Consider the following 20,419-nt stretch of genomic DNA (forward strand, 5'->3'; position numbering starts at 1 on the left):
CCCATGCCCTGTCTATTTTTGGTGATCACTCCGATGTCATGGCGGTGCGGCAAACGGGCTGTGCCATGCTGTGCGCCAGCAGTGTGCAGGAAGCACAAGATTTCGCCCTGATTTCCCAAGTAGCAACTCTCAATAGTCGCATCCCATTTATTCATTTCTTTGATGGTTTTCGCACCTCACACGAAATCAATAAAATTGTACCGCTCAGTGATGACACGCTGCGCCAATTGCTGCCGCAGAAAGGCATAGACGGCCACCGTAGTCGGGCACTTTCGCCGGACCATCCTGTGGTACGGGGTACCTCCGCTAACCCGGATACCTATTTCCAGTCTCGTGAAGCCACTAACCCTTGGTATAACAATACTTATCAACACGTTGCCGATGCCATGCAGGCTTTTGCTGAAGCCACGGGGCGTGAATATAAGCCATTTGAGTATTACGGCCACCCACAGGCAGAGCGCGTTATCATTCTGATGGGTTCAGCGATTGGTACTTGTGAAGAAGTGATTGATAGCCTGCTAACCCGCGGGGAAAAAGTGGGCGTACTGAAAGTGCGCTTATTCCGCCCCTTCTCTGCTGAACATCTGCTCAGTGTCTTGCCGCAATCAGTGACTAAAATTGCGGTGCTGGATCGCACCAAAGAACCCGGTGCACTGGCCGAGCCACTTTATCTTGATGTCATGACGGCACTGGCTGAAGCCTATAGTCGTGGTGAGCGAGCCACATTGCCGAAAGTGATTGGCGGCCGCTATGGTTTATCTTCCAAAGAGTTTGGCCCCGATTGTGCGCTGGCGGTGTTCAAAGAATTATCGCTTGATTTACCGCGCCCGCGCTTTACCGTAGGGATTTTTGATGACGTGACGGGGCTATCCTTACCGCTCACTGATGAGAAAATCGAGCAACGCGCCACATTAGAAGCCCTGTTTTATGGCCTTGGCAGTGATGGTTCAGTCTCTGCGACAAAAAATAACATTAAGATTATCGGCAACAGTACCTCGCTGTATGCCCAAGGTTATTTTGTTTACGACTCGAAAAAGGCCGGTGGCCTGACCGTCTCTCACTTGCGTGTCAGTGAAACCCCTATTAATTCGGCTTATCTGGTCAGCCAGGCCGATTTTGTCGGCTGCCATCAATTACAGTTTATTGATACCTACCAAATGGCGGAACGCCTCAAGCCCGGCGGTATCTTCCTGATTAATACCCCGTTCAGCGTCGATGAAATGTGGCAGCGTTTGCCGCAAGAAGTTCAGGCGGTACTGCACCAACGCAATGCCCGTCTATTTGTGATTAATGCGGCAAAAATTGCCCGCGAATGCAAACTGGGTGCGCGCATCAATACCGTGATGCAGATGGCGTTCTTCCACCTGACGCAAATATTGCCAACCGCTATGGCGCAAGAGCAATTACGGGCGGCCATTGACCGTAGCTACAGTAATAAAGGGCCGGAAATTGTTACTCGTAACTGGCAGGCGCTGGATGCCACCCTTGATGCATTGGTAGAAATCCCACTGCAACCGATTGATGAAAATAGCCCGATGCGCCCACCGATTGTCTCGGATCAAGCGCCTGATTTCGTTAAAACTGTCACGGCCACCATGCTGGCCGGTTTGGGTGATGCCCTGCCCGTTTCGGCCTTCCCACCTGATGGCACCTGGCCGGTGGGCACCACCCAGTGGGAAAAACGCAATATTGCTGAAGATATTCCTATCTGGCAGCCGGATCTGTGTACCCAGTGTAACCACTGCGTTGCTGCTTGCCCACACTCGGCCATTCGCGCCAAAGTAGTACAGCCGGATGCTATGTCAGGCGCACCAGGCAGCTTGCAATCCCTGGATGTGAAAGCCCGCGATATGCGTGGACAGAAGTATGTCTTGCAAGTTGCTCCGGAAGACTGCACTGGGTGTAATCTCTGCTATGAAGTCTGCCCGGCGAAAGACCGGCAGAACCCAGAAATCAAAGCCATCAATATGAAACCGCGGCTGGAACATCTGGTGGAAGAAAAAGCCCACTATGATTTCTTCCTCAAATTGCCGGAAATCGATAAAACGCAAATGGAGCGCATCGATATCCGTACCTCACAGTTGATCTCACCGCTGTTTGAGTATTCCGGTGCTTGCTCAGGTTGTGGTGAAACGCCATACATTAAATTGCTCACCCAGTTGTATGGCGATCGTCTGTTAATAGCTAATGCCACCGGTTGCTCTTCAATTTATGGTGGCAACCTGCCGACCACGCCTTATACCACTAATGCCGATGGCCGTGGCCCCGCCTGGGCTAACTCACTGTTTGAAGATAACGCCGAGTTTGGCTTGGGCTTCCGCCTGACAGTTGACCAACATCGCCAACGGGTTATCCGTTTGATCAATCAATTGGCAGCGCAATTGCCGCAGGAATTGGTCAACCAACTGCTGAATGAGGAGGCGACACCTGAAGTTCGCCGTGAGCAGGTCACACAACTGCGCCAGCTGTTAAAAGATATTCCGGGTAATGACGCACAACAATTGGCAACCGATGCAGATTATCTGGTCGATAAATCCATCTGGCTGATCGGTGGTGACGGTTGGGCCTACGATATTGGCTTTGGTGGCTTGGACCATGTGCTCAGCCTGACGGAAAACGTCAATGTGCTGGTGTTAGATACCCAATGTTATTCCAATACCGGTGGTCAGCAATCCAAAGCAACCCCGCTGGGTGCGGTGACCAAGTTTGGCGAGCATGGTAAACGTAAGGCACGCAAAGATTTGGGCGTCAGCATGATGATGTATGGTCATGTTTATGTCGCGCAAATTTCGCTAGGCGCACAGCTGAATCAAACTGTTAAAGCTATTCAGGAAGCGGAAGCCTACCCTGGTCCGTCTCTGATTATTGCTTACAGCCCTTGCGAAGAGCACGGTTATGATTTGGCCTACAGCCATGACCAAATGAAGCAGCTAACAGCCACCGGCTTCTGGCCACTGTATCGCTTTGACCCACGCCGTACCGACGAAGGCAAAGTGGCTTTGGCACTGGATTCTCGCCCACCAAGCAGTGATTTGACCACCACATTGCTCAATGAGCAGCGTTTCCGGCGGCTCAATACCCAAGAGCCAGAGGTTGCCGCACAGCTGTATGCTGCGGCTGAAAAAGATCTGAAAAAACGTTATGACTTCCTAAGTTTGCTAGCGGGGAAAACCGAAAAAGCAGCAACGGAATAATAGGCAGTCCGTTAAACCAAAAGCCAGTCAGTGAAAAACTGACTGGCTGAGGTTAATGACAAAGTACCCGTAACGGTGAAAACAGGCAGATCGTAAAGACGCCGTAAACCCCTCCCTGGGGGCTCGAGCCGCGCCATCCCTAGCGCGGACGCTTTACTCTTCTACCTGCCTTCACCTTGCAAGATCGAGTTATCGAGGTTTGTCAGCCGTCTGAAGCCAGTCAGTGAAAAACTATAAATATTCACCATTGGTTTCGATCACTTCCTGATACCAATAAAAACTCTTTTTACGGTAACGATCCAAAGTGCCATTACCATCATTATCCTGGTCTACATAAATGAAACCATAGCGTTTATTCATTTCTGACGTTGACGCGCTAATCAGATCGATAGGTGCCCAAGAGGTATAGCCCATCAATTCAACCCCATCTTTGACGGCTTCTTTCATTTCCTTTAAATGGGAACGGAAGAATTCGATGCGATAGTCATCATTGATTTGGTTGTCCTTATCAATTTTATCAACGGCACCCATCCCATTCTCCACCACAAATAATGGGATTTGATAGCGGTCATACATATCATTTAGTGCAATACGCAAGCCGACTGGATCAATTTGCCAATCCCAGTCAGTGGTCTTCAAATACGGGTTTTTAACACCGCCAGCAATATTCCCACCCACTTTATCCATCTTGTCGGCATTAACACTGGTCACCAACGACATGTAATAACTGAATGACAGAAAATCTACGGTATGTTGCTGCAGAATCTCTTCATCGCCGGGCTGCATGACGATATTAATACCTTTTTCCGCAAAACGACGCGTCATATGACGTGGATAACGGCCACGGATTTGGACATCCGAGAAGAAATAGTTAAGTTGATTTTCCTGGTAAGCCAGTAATACATCTTCCGGGGCACAACTTTCAGGATAGGTCAGCAAGCGAGTCAACATACAGCCTATTTTGGCGTCCGGTGAAATTCGCTTACAGTGCTTAACAGCTAATGCACTAGCGACAAACTGATGGTGCAACGCTTGATAAATAACCGATTCAATTTCATCTGCGGGGAAGCGCTCAGTAACAATACCGCCTGAAGTAAATGGATGGCGAATTAAACTATCGATCTCATTAAAGGTCAGCCAATACTTTACTTTATGTTGGTAGCGTTCTAAAACAGTAATCGAAAACTTTTCAAATAAATCGACAGTTTTTCTGCTACTCCAACCACCGTAATTATTGACCAAATAGATTGGCATTTCATAATGTGAAAGTGTGACTAAAGGTTCAATACCGTTCTTATGCATTTCATCGAATAATTCATCATAGAAACGCAAGCCCTCTTCATTCGGTTGTTCTTCAATGCCATTGGGGTAAATGCGTGTCCAGGCAATAGATACTCGCAAGACTTTAAAATTCATTTCGGCAAATAGCGCCATATCTTGTTTATAACGATGAAAGAAGTCTATACCCCGACGCTTTGGATAATCACTCGCATCTTTGGCAGCAATAGCATCTGCAATTTGTTGATTGCTAATTTTATAATGTTTCTCATACTCTTCACGTTTGAGATCTTTTTTATGAATTGCCATGTCGGCGGTAGATAAACCTTTGCCCCCTACATTCCAACCACCTTCAACCTGATTAGCGGCGACAGCGCCCCCCCACAGAAATCCCTTAGGAAAACCTTTAATCAATAAATCTGTCATCTTATATCTCCAATATATATTTAGGCTGAGGCAGGAAGCACAGTCATTAATGTATTGTTACGATCAATACTGTCTCGCTCAGTTACCAGAATATCTTTGTAGTCGTCGGTATTAGCAATAATAACTGGTGTTGTTATATCAAACCCTTTAGCCACTAGCGCATTAAGGTCGAATGTTAAAAGTAATTGCCCTTTGGTGACAACATCACCTTCATTTATATTATTTTTAAAAAACTCGCCATTTAATTTTACTGTATCAATACCTACATGAATGAGAATCTCCACCCCCTCATCGGAGATAATCCCTATTGCATGGTGAGTATGGAATAATTTTGACACGACACCATTCACCGGCGAATAGACAAAACCGTCTGTGGGATAAATAGCTATTCCCTTCCCTATTATTTCACTGGCGAAAACGCCATCTTTAACATCAGCCAACGGTACTATTTTTCCATTAAGTGGTGCATTCAATAATACTTCAGCTAATATAGTTGCTGAGTTATTTCGAGAAAATTGACTATTTGATGTGCTATCTGGGCGCGGCACCACACTATTTTCATCTATTTTCTCATCAAAACCTAATATATAAGTCAGCACTGTTGATAAGACAAATGCCATCGATATACCAATAACATAATAAGCAAAAGTATTGGTCATAAACGCGGGCAGCGTAGTCAATGCGGGGAAAACATAAGCCATCACTGTGGTGCCCATGGCGCCAACAAATCCTCCAGCAATAGTTCCTGCAATAAGAGAAGCAATTAATGGACGTTTATATTTGATGGAAATACCGTAAACAATCGGTTCGGTCACTCCGGCAAATAGCGCGGGAACCATAGTGGACAAGGCGAAGGATTTTAATTTCTTATCCTTGGTTTTAAGGAACACACCAAATGCAGCGCCAGCCGAAGCAAATGTTGCGGTGGCAGCGGCGGGCTTAATGGTATCAAAGCCATGTAATGCCAGGTTATTCAGCATCACAGGGACTAATCCCCAATGTAAGCCAAACATCACTAACAATGTCCAGCCACCACCAATAATTGCACCCGTCAGCATACCGCTTACATTATTCATATAAGCAATACCTGCACCAATGCCATCCCCCAGATAAACTCCAATCGGCCCAACAGCAATAACGATTACCGGTACCATGATGAGCAGCCCTAGCATAGGGACAGCAATCATTTCAATACTTTGATGGATGAAGCGTTTTAAAAATCGTTCAAGATAAGAGTAAGCCCAAATAGCGAGGATGGCCGGGATCAGGGTTGATGAATATTTCATCAGCACTACGGGGATCCCCATAAATTCGACAATATCCCCCTGATTTTTCATCAACCCTGTAAATGTGGGTTCCAGTAATGCCCCAACTATTGCCACTGACACAAATGGGTGAGCATTGAAAGATTTAGCACATGAGAACGCTAATAAGAGTGGAAGGAAATAAAACACACTGTTACTGGCCGCAGCCAGAATTTTATAAGTGCTACCAGTCGGGTCAATAAAATGGTACGTCGATAAAATAACCAGTAATGCTTTTAACATACCAGCACCAGCCAGAGCCGGCACAATAGGGACTAAAATGGACGACATTTTATTAAAGATGCGGCCGACTATATTACCTTTCTTATCAGGTGATGACTCACCGTCTATTGATGACACATCTCCTTTAATACCAAACTCGTCAACGATCACATTGTAGACTTTAGTCACATCGTTACCAATAACAACTTGATATTGACCATTACTTTCAACAGCTAAAATTACACCCTCCAATTTATCTAAAACTGATTTATTAAATTTTTTGGAATCTTTTAGAGAAAATCTTAAACGTGTAATGCAGTGAGTGAGCGAAACAACATTTTCCTTCCCACCTACATGTTCAATTATTTCCCCTGCCAGCATATTATATGCACCCATGGGATAACCTCAATTAAATTGATAATCTATTGAATCCATTTATTTTATGGACTATTCTTTTTAATTAATATTTTTAATGCTCTATTTAAGTCGGCACTCTGACATGTTCAATGTGAATAGCGAGAAACATCATTTCGTCACCTGTTAATTCCCGGCCATAGTCATGTTTAATAAATTTATTTATTTTCTTGGCACACTCATAAGAGATAGAGTATTTCTCGGCAACAACATCATGCAAAGAGTTATCATTGGTCATGACATAAGTATTACTGAGTAAACGGTGAGAAAAGAATTTCAAATGTGTCACAAAACGTTGGAAATTAATTGATTCTTCTTCATATTCAATATTGAAGTGATATTTAACGATATTCAATAAGTCTTGAATGACTTTTGATACATTCTCTATATCAGGCATGGTGCCGTCTTTTTGTGAATTCAACAGATGAAGTGCAATAAATCCAGCTTCATCTTCAGCAAGATCGACATTAAGTTTTTGTTTAATATTTTCTAATGCAGAAACGCCAATAATAAACTCATTCCGGTAGAGACGTTTGATATCCCAAAGTAGCATATTTCTAACATGGACCCCTTGCTTCGCTCGTTCAATAGCAAAACTAATATGATCCAACAGTGAAGCGTAAACACTCTTATGAATTTTTCTATCTAATTTGGTTGTGGCTTGTTTAACAATATCCAGGACAATATCAAACAGCTCCTCAGGGAGATCCTGAAAAGCATCATGGGTTTTATCAAAGCTATTTTCTTCATCAAGACGGAATATTTTTTGAATGCCTGCTTCATCAACCAGATCATTTGGCTTTTTATTGAAACCTACACCTTTACCAATAACAACACATTCTTTCCCACTAAAATCGTGAGCGACGACCACATTGTTATTCAGAACTCTTTGTATTCTCATATTCCACCCAAAAAAAAAGGCAAAACTTAAAAGAGTTCATTCTCTTTTAGGTTTTGCCTGTTCTTACACAGTAACAATCCGTTGAAGCCACTACATCATAAAGGATGGATTGTGGCAAGTTGCAATAATGATTCTTCCGTTTTTTGTGAACTATTTCACAAGCTATAGACGAGCTCCTTTCACAAACCTCATATACCATGCCCCACATGCCAGAGATTAAAACACTAATATATATGCTTGTTGGATGATAAACTTATGTCATAGCAGCACTGCCCGTCATGCCCCTAACTGGATATGAGTCAAGAACAAATGCAAGATAAACAAGTGGTTAAGCAAAAAGAACAATACGATTTGAACAAATTACAGAAACGCCTGCGTCGCAATGTCGGCCAGGCGATTGCTGATTTTAATATGATTGAAGAAGGTGATCGCGTCATGGTCTGCCTGTCGGGGGGTAAAGACAGCTACACCATGTTGGATATTTTGCAGAACCTGCAAAAAAGTGCACCAATTAACTTCACCCTCATCGCGGTTAATCTGGATCAGAAACAGCCAGGTTTTCCTGAAGATATCCTGCCTGCCTATCTGGATAAGCAAGGTGTTGAATACAAGATTGTAGAAGAGAACACTTACGGGATTGTGAAAGAGATCATTCCGGAAGGGAAAACCACCTGCTCACTCTGTTCACGCTTGCGCCGTGGGATTTTATACCGCACCGCGACTGAACTGGGAGCCACCAAAATCGCACTTGGTCACCATCGCGATGATATTCTGCAAACGCTATTCCTGAATATGTTCTATGGCGGCAAACTGAAAGGCATGCCACCCAAACTGATGAGCGACGATGGCAAACATGTGGTTATTCGCCCACTGGCCTACTGTCGCGAAAAAGACATTGAGCGTTTTGCTGTTGCCAGAGAGTACCCGATTATTCCTTGTAACTTATGCGGCTCGCAACCTAACCTGCAACGTCAGGTGATCAAAGATATGCTGCGTGATTGGGATAAACAGTATCCGGGGCGGATCGAAACTATGTTCAGCGCTATGCAAAATGTAGTGCCATCACATTTAAATGATCACAAGTTGTTTGATTTCAAAAATATCACCCACAATAGTGAAATTGTTGATGGCGGTGATTTGGCGTTTGATCGTGAAGAATTGCCACTACAACCGGTTGGCTGGCGGCCAGAAGATGCCGAAGATGGCGATACACAACCGCTGGTTCGCCTCGACGTACTGGAAATCAAGTAACCAAGTATCAGGTATTGCTTCTCACCGTTCAGGTGTAGAGGCAATCCTCTCGTTAGCCTTACCCACTGTTTTTCCTAAAAAACAAAAAAAATGCCGATGTTGAGACAACATCGGCATCGTAACAATTATGTGCTATGCAGTAATTCAAAAATAAAAGTATTACAAATATGGAGCGCAACGCCCATCGCTTGACGTTGCATTCACCTGCAAAGTGATAATGCCTGAGTCATCACTGTCAAATCTTGATATCGCTCAATTTTGCAGTGATTAGCGTGCTACCTGGCACACTCTTTTACTCGCTTGCGAATAGCTAATTAAAGCCATTTACTATGTTTTAACCACCATGCAACACCGAGTACCAACACCACCAACATCATACAAAATGTCGCAAAACCAAAAGAGTCGGTATTCCCAGGAATACCACCAAGGTTGACACCAAACAGCCCGGTTAAAAAGGTGGTGGGCAAAAATACCATAGCCAACAGTGACATGGTATAAGTGCGCCGGTTCATCGCATCGGCCATTAATGAACTAATTTCATCGGACAACACCGCAGTACGCGCAATACTGGAATCTAAATCTTCTAAACCCCGGCCCAAGCGCTCTGAGATTTCCTGCATGCGACGCCGATCATCATCATTCATCCACGGCAAGCGCTCACTGGCTAACCGAGAGAATACATCGCGCTGGGGGGCCATATATCGTCGTAGTACAATCAACTGCTTACGTAACAATGCCATCTGCCCGCGCGCTGGGATTTTTTGCTCCAATAAATCATCTTCGAGATCGATAATTTTATCGTGTAAGTCTTCGATAAACTCACTGGTGTGGTCGGTCAGACCATCGACAATCTCCACCAGCCAATTGCCACTGTTGGTTGGACCTGTGCCACTTTGTAAATCGTTGAGCACATCATCAATCGAGTAAACTTTGCGATGCCGGGTTGAAACTATCAATTTATCTGTCATATAAACCCGGATAGTGACTAGCTGGTCAGGCCGGGCATCATTATTGAAGTTAATCCCTCGGAGGGTGATCATTGTACCGTCACCCAAGCGGGTCACTTTCGGCCGTACACTTTCACCCGCCAAACCATCGCGAACAACTTCAGGTAATAGCGGGGTATTTTGCAGCCAGGCGGCGCTGTCCGGGTGAGTGTAATCCAGATGCAGCCAACATGGCTGCTCTGCGGTAGCAACAGCATCGGGGCTGATTGATGTTACGCCCCCTTTACCATCGAGTTGATAAGAATAAACGGCATCAGAAACTTGAAGTGCTTTTCCTGCGACTACATCCACGACAACATCCTCAATTTCAGCATTTATCATGCAATTAGCTCAGTGTAGCGCCCACCCACTGATCTTTAAAGGTGATGTATGCGATAGCTTGCTGTTACTATAAAATAATCGCAATACACTTTATATTAGAGCATCGTAAATGCAGCTATCAGATTCATTAACTATATGTTTCCGGGCAACAGAATTTATATCAAACAATCAGATTTTATATTAAGGATACATAATAATAAAGACAGAAGAAGTCCTCAAACTTTGAGGTACAATTTTGCTAATTACCACGTTATATATTCAAGGGATATTGATTATGAAAACCAGTATTATTACGTTAATGAAAGCATTCATTGGTGGCGCAGGGGCAGGGTTTGCATTGACTGGTGGGTTATCATTTTTAGTCCCCACATTAACCATTACCACATCCCTTGCATTTACATTCGCAGCAATTGGCAGTGTATTAATTTCCGGTATCTATCTGAGCAAACAGTGGGGGCACTGAATTGGAGCCACTCTCTTCCCTCTGGTACTCACCGCAGACCACTGATGAGTTGACGAAGTTCTACTGTATCATCTGTATTTCTTACATGTTGGTGCACATCACATGGGATTGTATTTCAAAAAAAACGCCAAGATTTGCATTGGAAAATCTGCAATATAAGCTTAATGAACTATATTCATCATCAACGTTTGCTACTAGCTCATTTTTTATTGTGATAATTTTTGATATGAAAAACCCATTAAGAACATCTGATGCTTTTATATTTCCACTCATAGTAGCATCATTGACTGGGTTTATGATCTCTATATCTGCCATTGTTCCTAAGCAGCATAATATAAATGACTTATAGATTAAGTTTCGGATCAACCAATTAACCCGCAAGAGTGAATTCCCTTGCAGGTTAATTGGTTAATAATAACTAGTGCTTAATAATATAAATCATTTGGCTATATGCCACATCTTCCGGATTAGTAATCGGGTAACCTTTTACCCAAGGTTTAATTAAGCGCCCGTTAGTAAATTGATATATAGGTGCTATTGGTACTTGCTCTGCAATAATTTGTTCGGCTTTATTATAATCGTCACTTAGCGCTTTCGGATTTGTTTGTTTACCCGCTTCACTCAGCAAACGGTCATAATCTGCACTCGTAAACTTGGCGATATTGCCGCTATGGGTCGAGGTCAGTAATGACAGGAATGTAGAAGGCTCATTGTAATCCCCAACCCATGAAGCACGGACCACATCAAAATTGCCGGTGTTGCGGCTATCAATGTAGGTCTTCCACTCTTGGTTAATCATTTGAACATCCACACCCAATGTTTTTTTCCACATTGAAGCAATGGCGATGGCTAACTTTTGATTATTATCCGATGTGTTATACAACAGCGATAATTTTAGTGGCTTATCAGGCCCATAACCCGCCGCATGCAGTAACGCTTTGGCTTGTGCGTTCAGTTCGTCCTGGTCTTGTTGTTGTAATAAATTGGTCACCGGATGATAGCCAGCCGTAACATCAGGGGTAAAGTGGTAGGCAGGCTTTTCCCCAGTACCCAAGACTTTTTCAGCGATAATTTTACGATCTATTGCATAAGATAATGCCTTACGTACCCGAACATCATTTGTTGGTGCTCGCTGGGTATTAAATGCGTAATAATAAGTACCTAATTGGTCTGGGGTATAAACCTGATCAGGAATATCTTTTAATAGTTTCTGATAGAGATTTTTAGGGAAGGATTCCGTAATATCAATATCGCCTGCCTGATAGCGCTTAGTGGCATTAGCTTCCTGATTGATAGGAATAAAAGTCACTTTGGTGAGAACTGTATGAGCATGGTCCCAATAATAGTTGTTTGGCACCAATACCAATTTCTCATTCACCACTCTATCTTGTAATTTGAATGCGCCGTTCCCCACCAGATTGCCGACTTTAGTCCAGTCACTACCATATTTCTCAACCACGGTTGATGGTACCGGGAATAAACTGAAATTAGCGGTCAGGCTGGGAAAATAAGGTACCGGCTTGCTAAGTTTAACTTTGAGGGTGTAATCATTAACAGCACTAACCCCAAGGGCCTCGGGTGGCATCTTTCCGGCAATAATCTGTTGCGCATTCTCCATACCAGCCAGCTCGGCAAACCAGGCGAAAGGAGATAAACTTTTAGGGTCAACCAGGCGACGCCAACTATATACAAAATCCTGAGCGGTCACTGGATCGCCATTCGACCATTTAGCATCTTTGCGTAACGTAAATATATAGGTTTGGTTATCTGACGTTTTCCAGTTTGTCGCAACACCTGGAATTATCTGTCCATGCGAATCCTGGTTAACCAGCCCTTCGAATAGATCACGGGCAACCTGAGCTTCGATTAACCCAACCGCTTTCATTGGGTCAAGGGACGCAGGCTCATCTTTAATATGACGAACAAGTTCTTGTTTTTCAGCCAACACAGTGCCAGCGGGGACATCAGCAGCATTTGCCGCGCCCAGCGCTGCCCCCACCAATGCGGCACATAATGCATAACGGAAATAGCGCATAATGATTAACCTTTTCGTTGTCGTTCCATTTCAGCGAAAGTCACTAACTCTTATCAACATAAACTAGCAGATCAATTGGTTCAAAGTAATAATGCTAAATGATATGTTGAGTGTAATATGCATATAATTCGGAATAACAGAATATCATGAGTCAATATCGCCCCCGCTCCACACGGGGAAACCTGGTTACCTTAGGGCAACACTACGGTACCTCTCTGCTGGGAGCGCCACTGATCTATTTCCCGGCACCGGCTCCGTCAGCGCAAACCGGGCTGATTATCGCGGGGACTCATGGCGATGAAAGTGCGGCAATTGTAGCCCTCTCCTGCGCGTTACGTAGCATTTCCCCTGAACAACAGCGCCACCATGTGATATTGGCAGTTAATCCCGATGGCTGCCAATTGGGGCTGCGGGCTAATGCCAATGGCGTAGATCTTAATCGTAATTTTCCGGCAAAAAACTGGCAGGCTGGCGAAACGGTATATCGCTGGAACAGTGCGGCAGATGCAAGAGATGTGGTGTTATCGACTGGAGAGTGCGCAGCCTCCGAACCCGAAACTCAAGCATTGTGTGCATTGATTACGCAGTTGTCTCCGCGCTGGGTAGTCTCTTTTCACGAGCCATTAGCCTGCATTGAAGACCCTGATAGTTCAGCATTGGGGGAACAGTTGGCGGCAAACTTTAACTTACCACTGGTGACGAATGTAGGTTACGCCACTCCGGGGTCATTTGGCAGTTGGTGCGCCGACATCAGCTTACCTTGTATTACGGCGGAATTACCCCCCATCTCTGCCGATGCAGCCAGTGAATGTTATCTGGCTGCCCTGGTAGACTTACTCACAAGACCGGATTAAGCCGATAAATCAATAGCGCCGGTCGAGAAATGTAACCCATCATCGACATCGTGTTGCAACCACGTAGGGCCATCCAGATCAACAAAGCGGGCACCTGGAGCCAGTGGCAATGCAGCACGAATGGCGCGAGATGTACACAACATACAGCCAAGCATAATGGCAAATCCGAGCGATTTTGCCTGTTCGGCCAATAGCAATGCTTCGGTTAACCCACCGCTTTTATCCAGTTTAATGTTGACCATCTCATAACGGCCAACCAACCCCGCCAAATCCGCGCGAGTATGGCAGCTCTCATCAGCACAAATGGGCAGCGGGTGGATAAAGTTCTGCAAAGAATCATCATTCCCTGCGGGTAATGGCTGCTCCAACATAGCCACCCCTAAATCTGCCAGTAACTGGCAACGCGCGGCTAAACCCTCAGGCTGCCAGGATTCATTGGCATCTACAATTAATGTCACTTCTGGTGCTGCGCTGCGGATTGCCACCAACCGCTCAGCAATCAGGTGGTCATCCAGTTTTATTTTCAATAACCTGGCCCCCTGATGTGCCAATGCGCTCGCACTGTACGCCATCGCTTCCGGAGTCCCGATACTGACTGTCTGGGCCATAGAGATATGGGCGACCGGTGCCGTCTGGGTCAACTGCCATAAACTCTGCTGATTCTGCAAACACTCCAACTGCCATAATGCACAATCGACCGCATTTCTCGCCGCTCCAGCAGGCAATAGCTGTTGTAAGCCCTCACGTGAAACGCCCTGCTCAATGGCGCTGGCCACCAGAGCCAACTGTGCCATCACCGAAGATTCACTTTCTCCATAATGTGGATATGGAGTACATTCACCAAAGGCATGAATGCCCGCTTCCTCAATCTCGACAACCACAACTTTTGCTTCGGTACGGCTTCCGCGAGAAATCACAAATGCGGAATGTAGAGGCCAGGACTCGGGATAGCAACGCAGAGTTCTCATTATGGTTCCTCAGAAGAATTCAGGGGTTGACTGTCGGTATTAGAACCTAATGTCAGTAAAATCTAAATTATTTAGCAAATTTCTCATATCCAAGCCGCTATTGTTACCTTAAACTGAGCTTCGTGTTACACATCTGTAAAAGGGATCAAATAATGACACAGACAGTACATTTCCAAGGCAATCCAGTGACCGTTGCAGGTCAACTACCGCAACCCGGCGATAAAGCTAAAGATTTTACTTTGGTTGCGAAAGATTTATCTGATGTTGCTCTGAGCAGCTTCGTGGGTAAACGTAAGGTTCTGAATATTTTCCCGAGTATTGATACCGGTGTTTGTGCCGCATCTGTACGCAAATTCAATCAATTGGCTGGCGAACTTGAGAACACCGTTGTTCTTTGTATCTCCTCTGACCTGCCATTTGCTCAATCACGTTTTTGCGGTGCTGAAGGCCTGAGCAACGTGACTACGCTGTCAACTTTGCGTGGCGCAGATTTCAAACAAGCTTACGGTGTGGCCATTACTGAAGGCCCGTTGGCAGGCTTGACCGCTCGTGCTGTAGTGATTCTGGATGGTCAGGACAACGTTATCTATAGTGAGCTAGTTAACGAAATCACCACCGAACCAGACTATGATGCTGCACTGGCAGCACTGAAGTAATTCGAACTACTTTGGTTTAAATAGAGTTTATCCATAAACGGCTGGCCCTTTCGGGTGCAGCCGTTTTTTTATGGTTTTCTCTTTTACGTCGACTCTTCTTCACTTTCATCACTGGCGGAGCGCTTACTACTCAGGCCATATTCACGTAGTTTATTGGCAATTGCGGTGTGAGAAACACCAAGGCGCTTAGCAAGTTTACGTGTGCTGGGATAATTACGATAAAGCCGAGTTAAAACAGAGCGTTCAAAACGTTTGCTAATATCGTCGAGCGAACCATCAAGTACTTCATCCCCCAGAGCCGCTTCAACCTCAAACTCCGGCAAGACAATATCTTGTGGCCGTAGCTCCGCCCCTTCCAATTGGGTCAAAGCACGATAAATCGCATTTTTCAGTTGGCGGACATTACCTGGCCAACCGTAATTGGTCAGAAAACTACTCAGTTCAGGCGCTAGTTTCGGCCGAGGGACACCCTGCTCGTCAGAGAAACGCGCAACAAACAGTGCTGTCAGTGGCATGATATCGGCTTGACGCTCACGCAGAGGCGGTAAAGTGATAGTCAATACATTAAGGCGGTAATAGAGATCCTCGCGGAATTCGCCACGCTGTACTAATTCCACCAAATTCTTTTGGGTGGCACAAATAACCCGCACATCAACATGCACCTCATGCTCCTCTCCGACACGGCGGAAAGTTCCGTCATTAAGGAAACGTAACAGTTTGATCTGCATGCGAGGCGACATTTCGCCGATTTCATCTAACAGTACTGAGCCGCCATTAGCCTGCTCAAAGAAGCCTTTTTTACCCTCAACAGCGTTGGGGTATGCTCCTGCGGCATAGCCAAATAGCTCACTTTCTACGACATCATCGGGTAAAGAAGCGCAATTCAGGCCGAGGAAGGGCATTTTCCCGCGCGGGCTGCGTAGATGGCAAGCGCGTGCCAACAGGTCTTTGCCAGTGCCGGTATCACCCACCAACAGTAGTGGTGCATCCAACATGGCTAATTTACGTGCTTGGTCAAGCACTTGACGCATTTTAACGCTGGTGGCAACAATCTGTTTAAATTCGGTATCATCATTTACCGATAAGATTTGCAGTTGTTTCCCCATGCGCGCGGTCGATTTTAACATCACCACAGCGCCTACCGTCTGACTCTGTTGATTTTCGTCTTCAAGCTGAATCGGAGTGATCTCCATCAGGTAATCCTGATTATTGATCAATACACGTTCAGTATGAGGCGCAGTTTCCCCCCCATCGAACCAACGAGCAAAATTATATCCGCCCAGCAAACTACCCGCAGTTTTGTGACGAACCTTCTCCTCATTAAGGGAGAAAAGCTCACGGGCAGCCGGGTTAGCTAACTCAAGGTTACCTTTTAAATCGATAGAAAATACCGGCTCTGGCATGGATTCAAGTAGCGCACGCAGCGAACGGTGTTCTCGCTCCGATGGCATAAAGGAAACGGTACGAACATCAGTCACTCCATCAATGCGTCGAATATCCATCATCAACGCACTAAATACACTGAAATCCAGCTGTGAGAAATTCAGATAAATACGGCCAATCGGATCAATTTCGATCCCACGTAAATCAATGCCGCGTAAAACCAAGAGATCAAGTAACTCTCTGGTGAGACCGATTCGGTCTTCGCAAAAAACTTCCAAGCGCATCAGTATCGACCTTATATAGGGCAGGTGCGGAATATCTGTCGATGATAATACCCTGTCCCCCCTTACTGATGAAGCAGTCTGTCAGCAAAAGTTGACAGGAATCGGCTTTTTGCTGTTTTTTCTATCCAATTGAACTCACAAAGATAAGATCATCAACCCCTATCAGGGCCGTATATAGCGAGTTATTAGTTTTTATACTAATAATTTAGAATTATATAATGACGTATGCTGTCGGCATTCTCGTCAAGAACCGGTGACACTTTGCTTTATATCGGCCAACTGGCTATAGTATACATAGCCAATTGACCGAGGAGGTTACATGAGAACATATCACCCCACCCCAGCGACCAAAACAGGGGCGCTATGGCGAGAGATTGGTTTGCCCGCCAGCCGCGGTACTGTATTGGTCGATAGCATCAAAATGGGTTTTTCTGTTGATGTCATTGACAGCATCCATCTATGGGCATCAATCCCCAAAGCTGAAATCTTGCGTGCGACCGGCATTCCCAGCCGTAGCTTGACTCGCAGGCGCACACATGATGGCCGTTTCACTCCTGAAGAGAGTGAGCGAATTGCGCGTTTTGTTCGGGTTATGGACGCCGCAGTTGATCTATTTGGCGGAGATAAAGGCAAAGCTATCACTTGGATGTCTACCCCGATCAAAGGCCTGGGTCACCGTAGTCCGGATTCCTTACTGGAAACCGAAACCGGTGCATTGGAAGTCTGTGATTTGATTGGACGCCTGGAGCACGGCGTATTTTCATAACTGTGTGCTATAAGGATCAGTAGCTTATGAAGATAAATCCGGCAGGCCTCTATTTATGATGCTCTACCGCATTGTGATGCGCCGCTATCTTGCCTCAACCTGGACCGGCTATGGTGCCGAAATCTATGGTGGCCGCTGGAATCATAAGGGGCACGCCGCCATCTACTTAGCCAGCAGTGTATCACTGGCGATGTTGGAGACGTTGGTACATATTCAGGACAGCTCAACACTAAGTGAGTTCGAGTTATTCCAAATTGAAATCGAAGATAGCAACATTATGCTGCTTCAGCCGCAGGATTGGCCCACGGACTGGCGCAGCGACCCCGCACCTGCGACCACAATGGATATCGGCACTGAATGGCTGGAGTCAGAATCATCACTTGGATTACTGGTTCCATCCACTCTGGTGCCGACAGAAAACAATCTACTGCTCAATCCTCGGCACAAAAGCTTTCAAACCTGCCTAAGCAGTGTTCAACCGCTCTCTTTTGCCTTTGACCCACGGCTGAAATAGCGCTACTGCTGCGCCGGTTTGTCTTTTTTTGGCAAGGTATTTCTCAATTGACCCATCAATTGCCGACGGAAATCGCCCAACTTAGGTTTATCATCTCCCAACCACGGCAATGGGCGACACAACTCCATTGCTTTGATACCCAGTCGAGCCGTCAGCAAACCAGCCCCGATGCCTTGCGCGGCTCGGGCAGATAAACGTGCGGCTAAATCCTGCGATAACCAGTCCATACCCACTTCGCGCACCAATTCAGATGCTCCGGCAAAAGCAATATTGAGTAGTACCAAACGGAACAGACGGATGCGGCTGAAATACCCCAACTCAATACCATACAAAGCAGCAATACGATTGATCAGACGAATATTTCGCCAGGCGATAAACGCCATATCCACCAGCGCCAGCGGACTGACGGCAATCATTAATGCTGACTCGGCGGCATAGCGGCTGATTTCGGCCCGCGCCAGATTATCCAGTGATGGCTGAACCAGTTTGGCATACAGTTCAACGACTTCACGGTCATTATGGGTTTCATGTAGCGAGGCTTGCCAACGCTGGAGTGCCGGATGACCTTGATCCAGCCCTGCCTGACGCGCCAACTTTTCACAAAATGCCCGCCCTTGGCCTATACCATGACTCACCAGTAGTTCGCGCGCAATGTCCCGCTCTTCAGCCCGTTGGCGCAGGCGGTACAAACGCCGCCACTCCGTCACCACAGAACCGACCCCCGCCAGCACGATAAGTCCCCCCGCAGTGGTGGCCCCCAGGGCAATCCAATCCTGCTGTTGCCACGCCTGATTAACCCATTGCACTGACTGAGCAATCACACTGACACCAAACAGGGCTATCCCCACCGTCACCATTTTACGCCACAGGCTACGTTTCGGCTTCAATGCCGCATTAACCAGCCCTTCTACCCGACCTTCTTCATTCTCTGCGTCCAGTTCTGGATCCGCAGGATAGAAATTCTCGGCGGTATGTTGATCAAAAGCTTGCGCCGCTTTTAATACCGGTTCGTCTATGGGTTGCAGAGGCTGTTCGAAATCGATCCGGGGTTTTAAAGGCTCGCTCATCGCAATTTATCTCCCAATAAAAATTCCATGACGGCATCAAGGCGAATATGGGGTAATGGGCTATCGACATGTACCGCTTGTGGACGGAACTCATCAAAATGAAACCCTTGCTGCTGCCAAAAAGCTGGGCCGGGTAAGCGTGCTGGAACATCGCCGGGGAAGACCGTTAGCGGCGCACCATCAGTTAGCCGATTGCCGCGTAATGCAGGAATTTTCTGTCCCTGATGTTCAACGATGCCACTTTGTGTCGCCTGTACCGACGCCAGCCCAACACAATCCATGCTGATCCCTTCAAATGCGGCATTTTGCCAGGCCTCCTGCACCAATTGTTGCAGTAAGGAGACCAGGTTAGCGTGTTGATCGGCCGTCACATGGTCGGCTTTGGTTGCTGCAAACATCAGCTTATCGATACACGGAGAAAATAAGCGACGAAATAACGTGCGCTTCCCGTAATGGAAGCTCTGCATCAATTGCGTCAACGCCAGGCGCATATCGTTAAACGCCTGCGGCCCGCTATTCAGGGGTTGCAGGCAATCTACCAGCACGATTTGTCGGTCAAAACGCACAAAGTGCTCTTTGTAAAAACCTTTCACGACCGAGTTGCAGTAATAATTAAAACGAGTGCGCAGCATGCCCAAATTGGAATGTTTATCGGCTTGAGCCAGCCGCGATTCGCCAAGATCAGTGACATCCGGCCACGGGAAGAACTGCAATGCAGGCGCGCCCGCCATATCACCCGGCAACACAAAACGCCCCGGTTGAATGAAATGCAGGCCTTCATTTTTACAACGAATCAGATAATCAGTATAAGCCTGAGCAATCGCCGCCAGTTGATTTTCATCGGCCGGGGCCAATGGATCGCACTGCTGACACAGCGTCAGCCAAGGTTTGGCCCACTCAGCGCGATCCCCTTGTAACAAGCCAGCCATCTGCCGCGACCAGCTCAAATAATCTTGTTCCAGCATGGGTAAATCCAACAACCACTCACCCGGATAATCGACAATTTCCAGATACAGCGTTGATGTCTCTTTAAAATGGCGCAACAGAGAGTCGCTGGAGCGAAAACGTAAAGCTAAGCGAATTTCGCTAACACCACGGGTTGGGGTTGGCC

The 20,419-nt window shown here is 46.2% G+C and carries 16 protein-coding genes; 7 read left to right on the forward strand and 9 right to left on the reverse strand.

The genetic code is table 11. The features are described 5' to 3' along the window. A partial coding sequence (nifJ, locus tag ACNSO8_RS13580; RefSeq protein ID WP_418394944.1) for a pyruvate:ferredoxin (flavodoxin) oxidoreductase occupies positions 1-3,194 on the forward strand: 3,194 nt, incomplete at its 5' end. Between the two features lie 231 nt (positions 3,195-3,425). On the opposite strand, the gene ACNSO8_RS13585 is transcribed toward nifJ, so the two are convergent. The 3 genes from ACNSO8_RS13585 to licT all read right to left on the reverse strand — a co-directional run bounded on the left by ACNSO8_RS13585 (position 3,426) and on the right by licT (position 7,739). Continuing rightward, positions 3,426-4,898, reverse strand: a complete 1,473-nt coding sequence (locus ACNSO8_RS13585) for a glycoside hydrolase family 1 protein (RefSeq protein WP_019083082.1) — start codon at positions 4,896-4,898, stop codon at positions 3,426-3,428. Positions 4,899-4,918: 20 nt separating this feature from the next. Continuing rightward, positions 4,919-6,820 carry a beta-glucoside-specific PTS transporter subunit IIABC gene (locus ACNSO8_RS13590; RefSeq protein ID WP_050131557.1) on the reverse strand — a complete coding sequence of 634 codons (1,902 nt, stop codon included), beginning with the start codon at positions 6,818-6,820 and terminating at the stop codon, positions 4,919-4,921. 85 nt (positions 6,821-6,905) lie between these two features. Then, positions 6,906-7,739: a BglG family transcription antiterminator LicT gene (gene licT, locus ACNSO8_RS13595; protein WP_019083080.1), complete on the reverse strand. Its 834-nt coding sequence runs from the start codon at positions 7,737-7,739 to the stop codon at positions 6,906-6,908. Between the two features lie 309 nt (positions 7,740-8,048). Here licT and ttcA point away from each other — a divergent pair, with 309 nt between their 5' ends. Next, the gene (gene ttcA, locus ACNSO8_RS13600; RefSeq protein ID WP_050121859.1) at positions 8,049-8,990 is read left to right on the forward strand and encodes a tRNA 2-thiocytidine(32) synthetase TtcA; all 942 of its coding nucleotides are present in this window, start codon (positions 8,049-8,051) and stop codon (positions 8,988-8,990) included. Positions 8,991-9,304: 314 nt separating this feature from the next. Here ttcA and zntB read toward each other — a convergent pair whose 3' ends face one another. Beyond that, the gene (gene zntB, locus ACNSO8_RS13605; protein ID WP_005169583.1) at positions 9,305-10,288 is read right to left on the reverse strand and encodes a zinc transporter ZntB; all 984 of its coding nucleotides are present in this window, start codon (positions 10,286-10,288) and stop codon (positions 9,305-9,307) included. 304 nt (positions 10,289-10,592) lie between these two features. On the opposite strand from zntB, the gene ACNSO8_RS13610 reads away from it, so the two are divergent. Beyond that, positions 10,593-10,781 (forward strand): hypothetical protein, encoded by a 189-nt coding sequence (locus tag ACNSO8_RS13610; protein WP_019079362.1) that lies wholly within the window; start codon positions 10,593-10,595, stop codon positions 10,779-10,781. A 418-nt stretch (positions 10,782-11,199) separates the two neighbouring features. On the opposite strand, the gene ACNSO8_RS13615 is transcribed toward ACNSO8_RS13610, so the two are convergent. After that, positions 11,200-12,816 carry a peptide ABC transporter substrate-binding protein gene (locus tag ACNSO8_RS13615; protein ID WP_019079360.1) on the reverse strand — a complete coding sequence of 539 codons (1,617 nt, stop codon included), beginning with the start codon at positions 12,814-12,816 and terminating at the stop codon, positions 11,200-11,202. A gap of 146 nt (positions 12,817-12,962) precedes the next feature. On the opposite strand from ACNSO8_RS13615, the gene mpaA reads away from it, so the two are divergent. Then, positions 12,963-13,670, forward strand: a complete 708-nt coding sequence (mpaA, locus tag ACNSO8_RS13620; protein WP_046050951.1) for a murein tripeptide amidase MpaA — start codon at positions 12,963-12,965, stop codon at positions 13,668-13,670. Here mpaA and ycjG read toward each other — a convergent pair. Continuing rightward, the gene (gene ycjG, locus ACNSO8_RS13625) at positions 13,667-14,638 is read right to left on the reverse strand and encodes an L-Ala-D/L-Glu epimerase (protein WP_172653774.1); all 972 of its coding nucleotides are present in this window, start codon (positions 14,636-14,638) and stop codon (positions 13,667-13,669) included. The two genes, mpaA and ycjG, sit on opposite strands and share 4 nt — an antisense overlap. A gap of 152 nt (positions 14,639-14,790) precedes the next feature. On the opposite strand from ycjG, the gene tpx reads away from it, so the two are divergent. Then, positions 14,791-15,294 (forward strand): thiol peroxidase, encoded by a 504-nt coding sequence (tpx, locus tag ACNSO8_RS13630; protein WP_005161000.1) that lies wholly within the window; start codon positions 14,791-14,793, stop codon positions 15,292-15,294. 83 nt (positions 15,295-15,377) lie between these two features. Here tpx and tyrR read toward each other — a convergent pair whose 3' ends face one another. Then, a complete protein-coding gene (gene tyrR, locus ACNSO8_RS13635) occupies positions 15,378-16,961 on the reverse strand; it encodes a transcriptional regulator TyrR (protein WP_019079357.1) in 1,584 nt (527 codons plus the stop codon). A gap of 319 nt (positions 16,962-17,280) precedes the next feature. Between tyrR and xre the strand changes: the two genes are divergently transcribed. Together xre and ACNSO8_RS13645 are read left to right on the forward strand one after the other, a co-directional pair. Then, positions 17,281-17,727 (forward strand): type II toxin-antitoxin system antitoxin Xre, encoded by a 447-nt coding sequence (gene xre / locus ACNSO8_RS13640; protein ID WP_046695019.1) that lies wholly within the window; start codon positions 17,281-17,283, stop codon positions 17,725-17,727. 55 nt (positions 17,728-17,782) lie between these two features. Continuing rightward, positions 17,783-18,241 (forward strand): RES family NAD+ phosphorylase, encoded by a 459-nt coding sequence (locus tag ACNSO8_RS13645; protein ID WP_050159403.1) that lies wholly within the window; start codon positions 17,783-17,785, stop codon positions 18,239-18,241. Positions 18,242-18,243: 2 nt separating this feature from the next. Here ACNSO8_RS13645 and ACNSO8_RS13650 read toward each other — a convergent pair whose 3' ends face one another. Together ACNSO8_RS13650 and ACNSO8_RS13655 are read right to left on the reverse strand one after the other, a co-directional pair. Beyond that, on the reverse strand, positions 18,244-19,308 hold the full coding sequence (locus ACNSO8_RS13650; protein ID WP_221876199.1) for a YcjF family protein: 1,065 nt from the start codon (positions 19,306-19,308) through the stop codon (positions 18,244-18,246). Next, on the reverse strand, positions 19,305-20,419 hold a 1,115-nt coding region (locus ACNSO8_RS13655; RefSeq protein WP_418394945.1), incomplete at its 5' end, for a YcjX family protein. The genes ACNSO8_RS13655 and ACNSO8_RS13650, both read right to left, overlap by 4 nt.

It is taken from the genome of Yersinia sp. LJYL362 (assembly GCF_048323875.1).

Coding starts and splice junctions, on each gene's coding strand:
- xre (WP_046695019.1), top strand. CDS start 17,281: ATGAGAACATATCACCCCACCCCAGCGACCAAAACAGGGGCGCTATGG.
- ttcA (WP_050121859.1), top strand. CDS start 8,049: ATGCAAGATAAACAAGTGGTTAAGCAAAAAGAACAATACGATTTGAAC.
- ycjG (WP_172653774.1), bottom strand. CDS start 14,638: ATGAGAACTCTGCGTTGCTATCCCGAGTCCTGGCCTCTACATTCCGCA.
- ACNSO8_RS13585 (WP_019083082.1), bottom strand. CDS start 4,898: ATGACAGATTTATTGATTAAAGGTTTTCCTAAGGGATTTCTGTGGGGG.
- tyrR (WP_019079357.1), bottom strand. CDS start 16,961: ATGCGCTTGGAAGTTTTTTGCGAAGACCGAATCGGTCTCACCAGAGAG.
- ACNSO8_RS13615 (WP_019079360.1), bottom strand. CDS start 12,816: ATGCGCTATTTCCGTTATGCATTATGTGCCGCATTGGTGGGGGCAGCG.
- ACNSO8_RS13610 (WP_019079362.1), top strand. CDS start 10,593: ATGAAAACCAGTATTATTACGTTAATGAAAGCATTCATTGGTGGCGCA.
- tpx (WP_005161000.1), top strand. CDS start 14,791: ATGACACAGACAGTACATTTCCAAGGCAATCCAGTGACCGTTGCAGGT.
- mpaA (WP_046050951.1), top strand. CDS start 12,963: ATGAGTCAATATCGCCCCCGCTCCACACGGGGAAACCTGGTTACCTTA.
- ACNSO8_RS13650 (WP_221876199.1), bottom strand. CDS start 19,308: ATGAGCGAGCCTTTAAAACCCCGGATCGATTTCGAACAGCCTCTGCAA.
- ACNSO8_RS13645 (WP_050159403.1), top strand. CDS start 17,783: ATGATGCTCTACCGCATTGTGATGCGCCGCTATCTTGCCTCAACCTGG.
- ACNSO8_RS13590 (WP_050131557.1), bottom strand. CDS start 6,820: ATGGGTGCATATAATATGCTGGCAGGGGAAATAATTGAACATGTAGGT.
- licT (WP_019083080.1), bottom strand. CDS start 7,739: ATGAGAATACAAAGAGTTCTGAATAACAATGTGGTCGTCGCTCACGAT.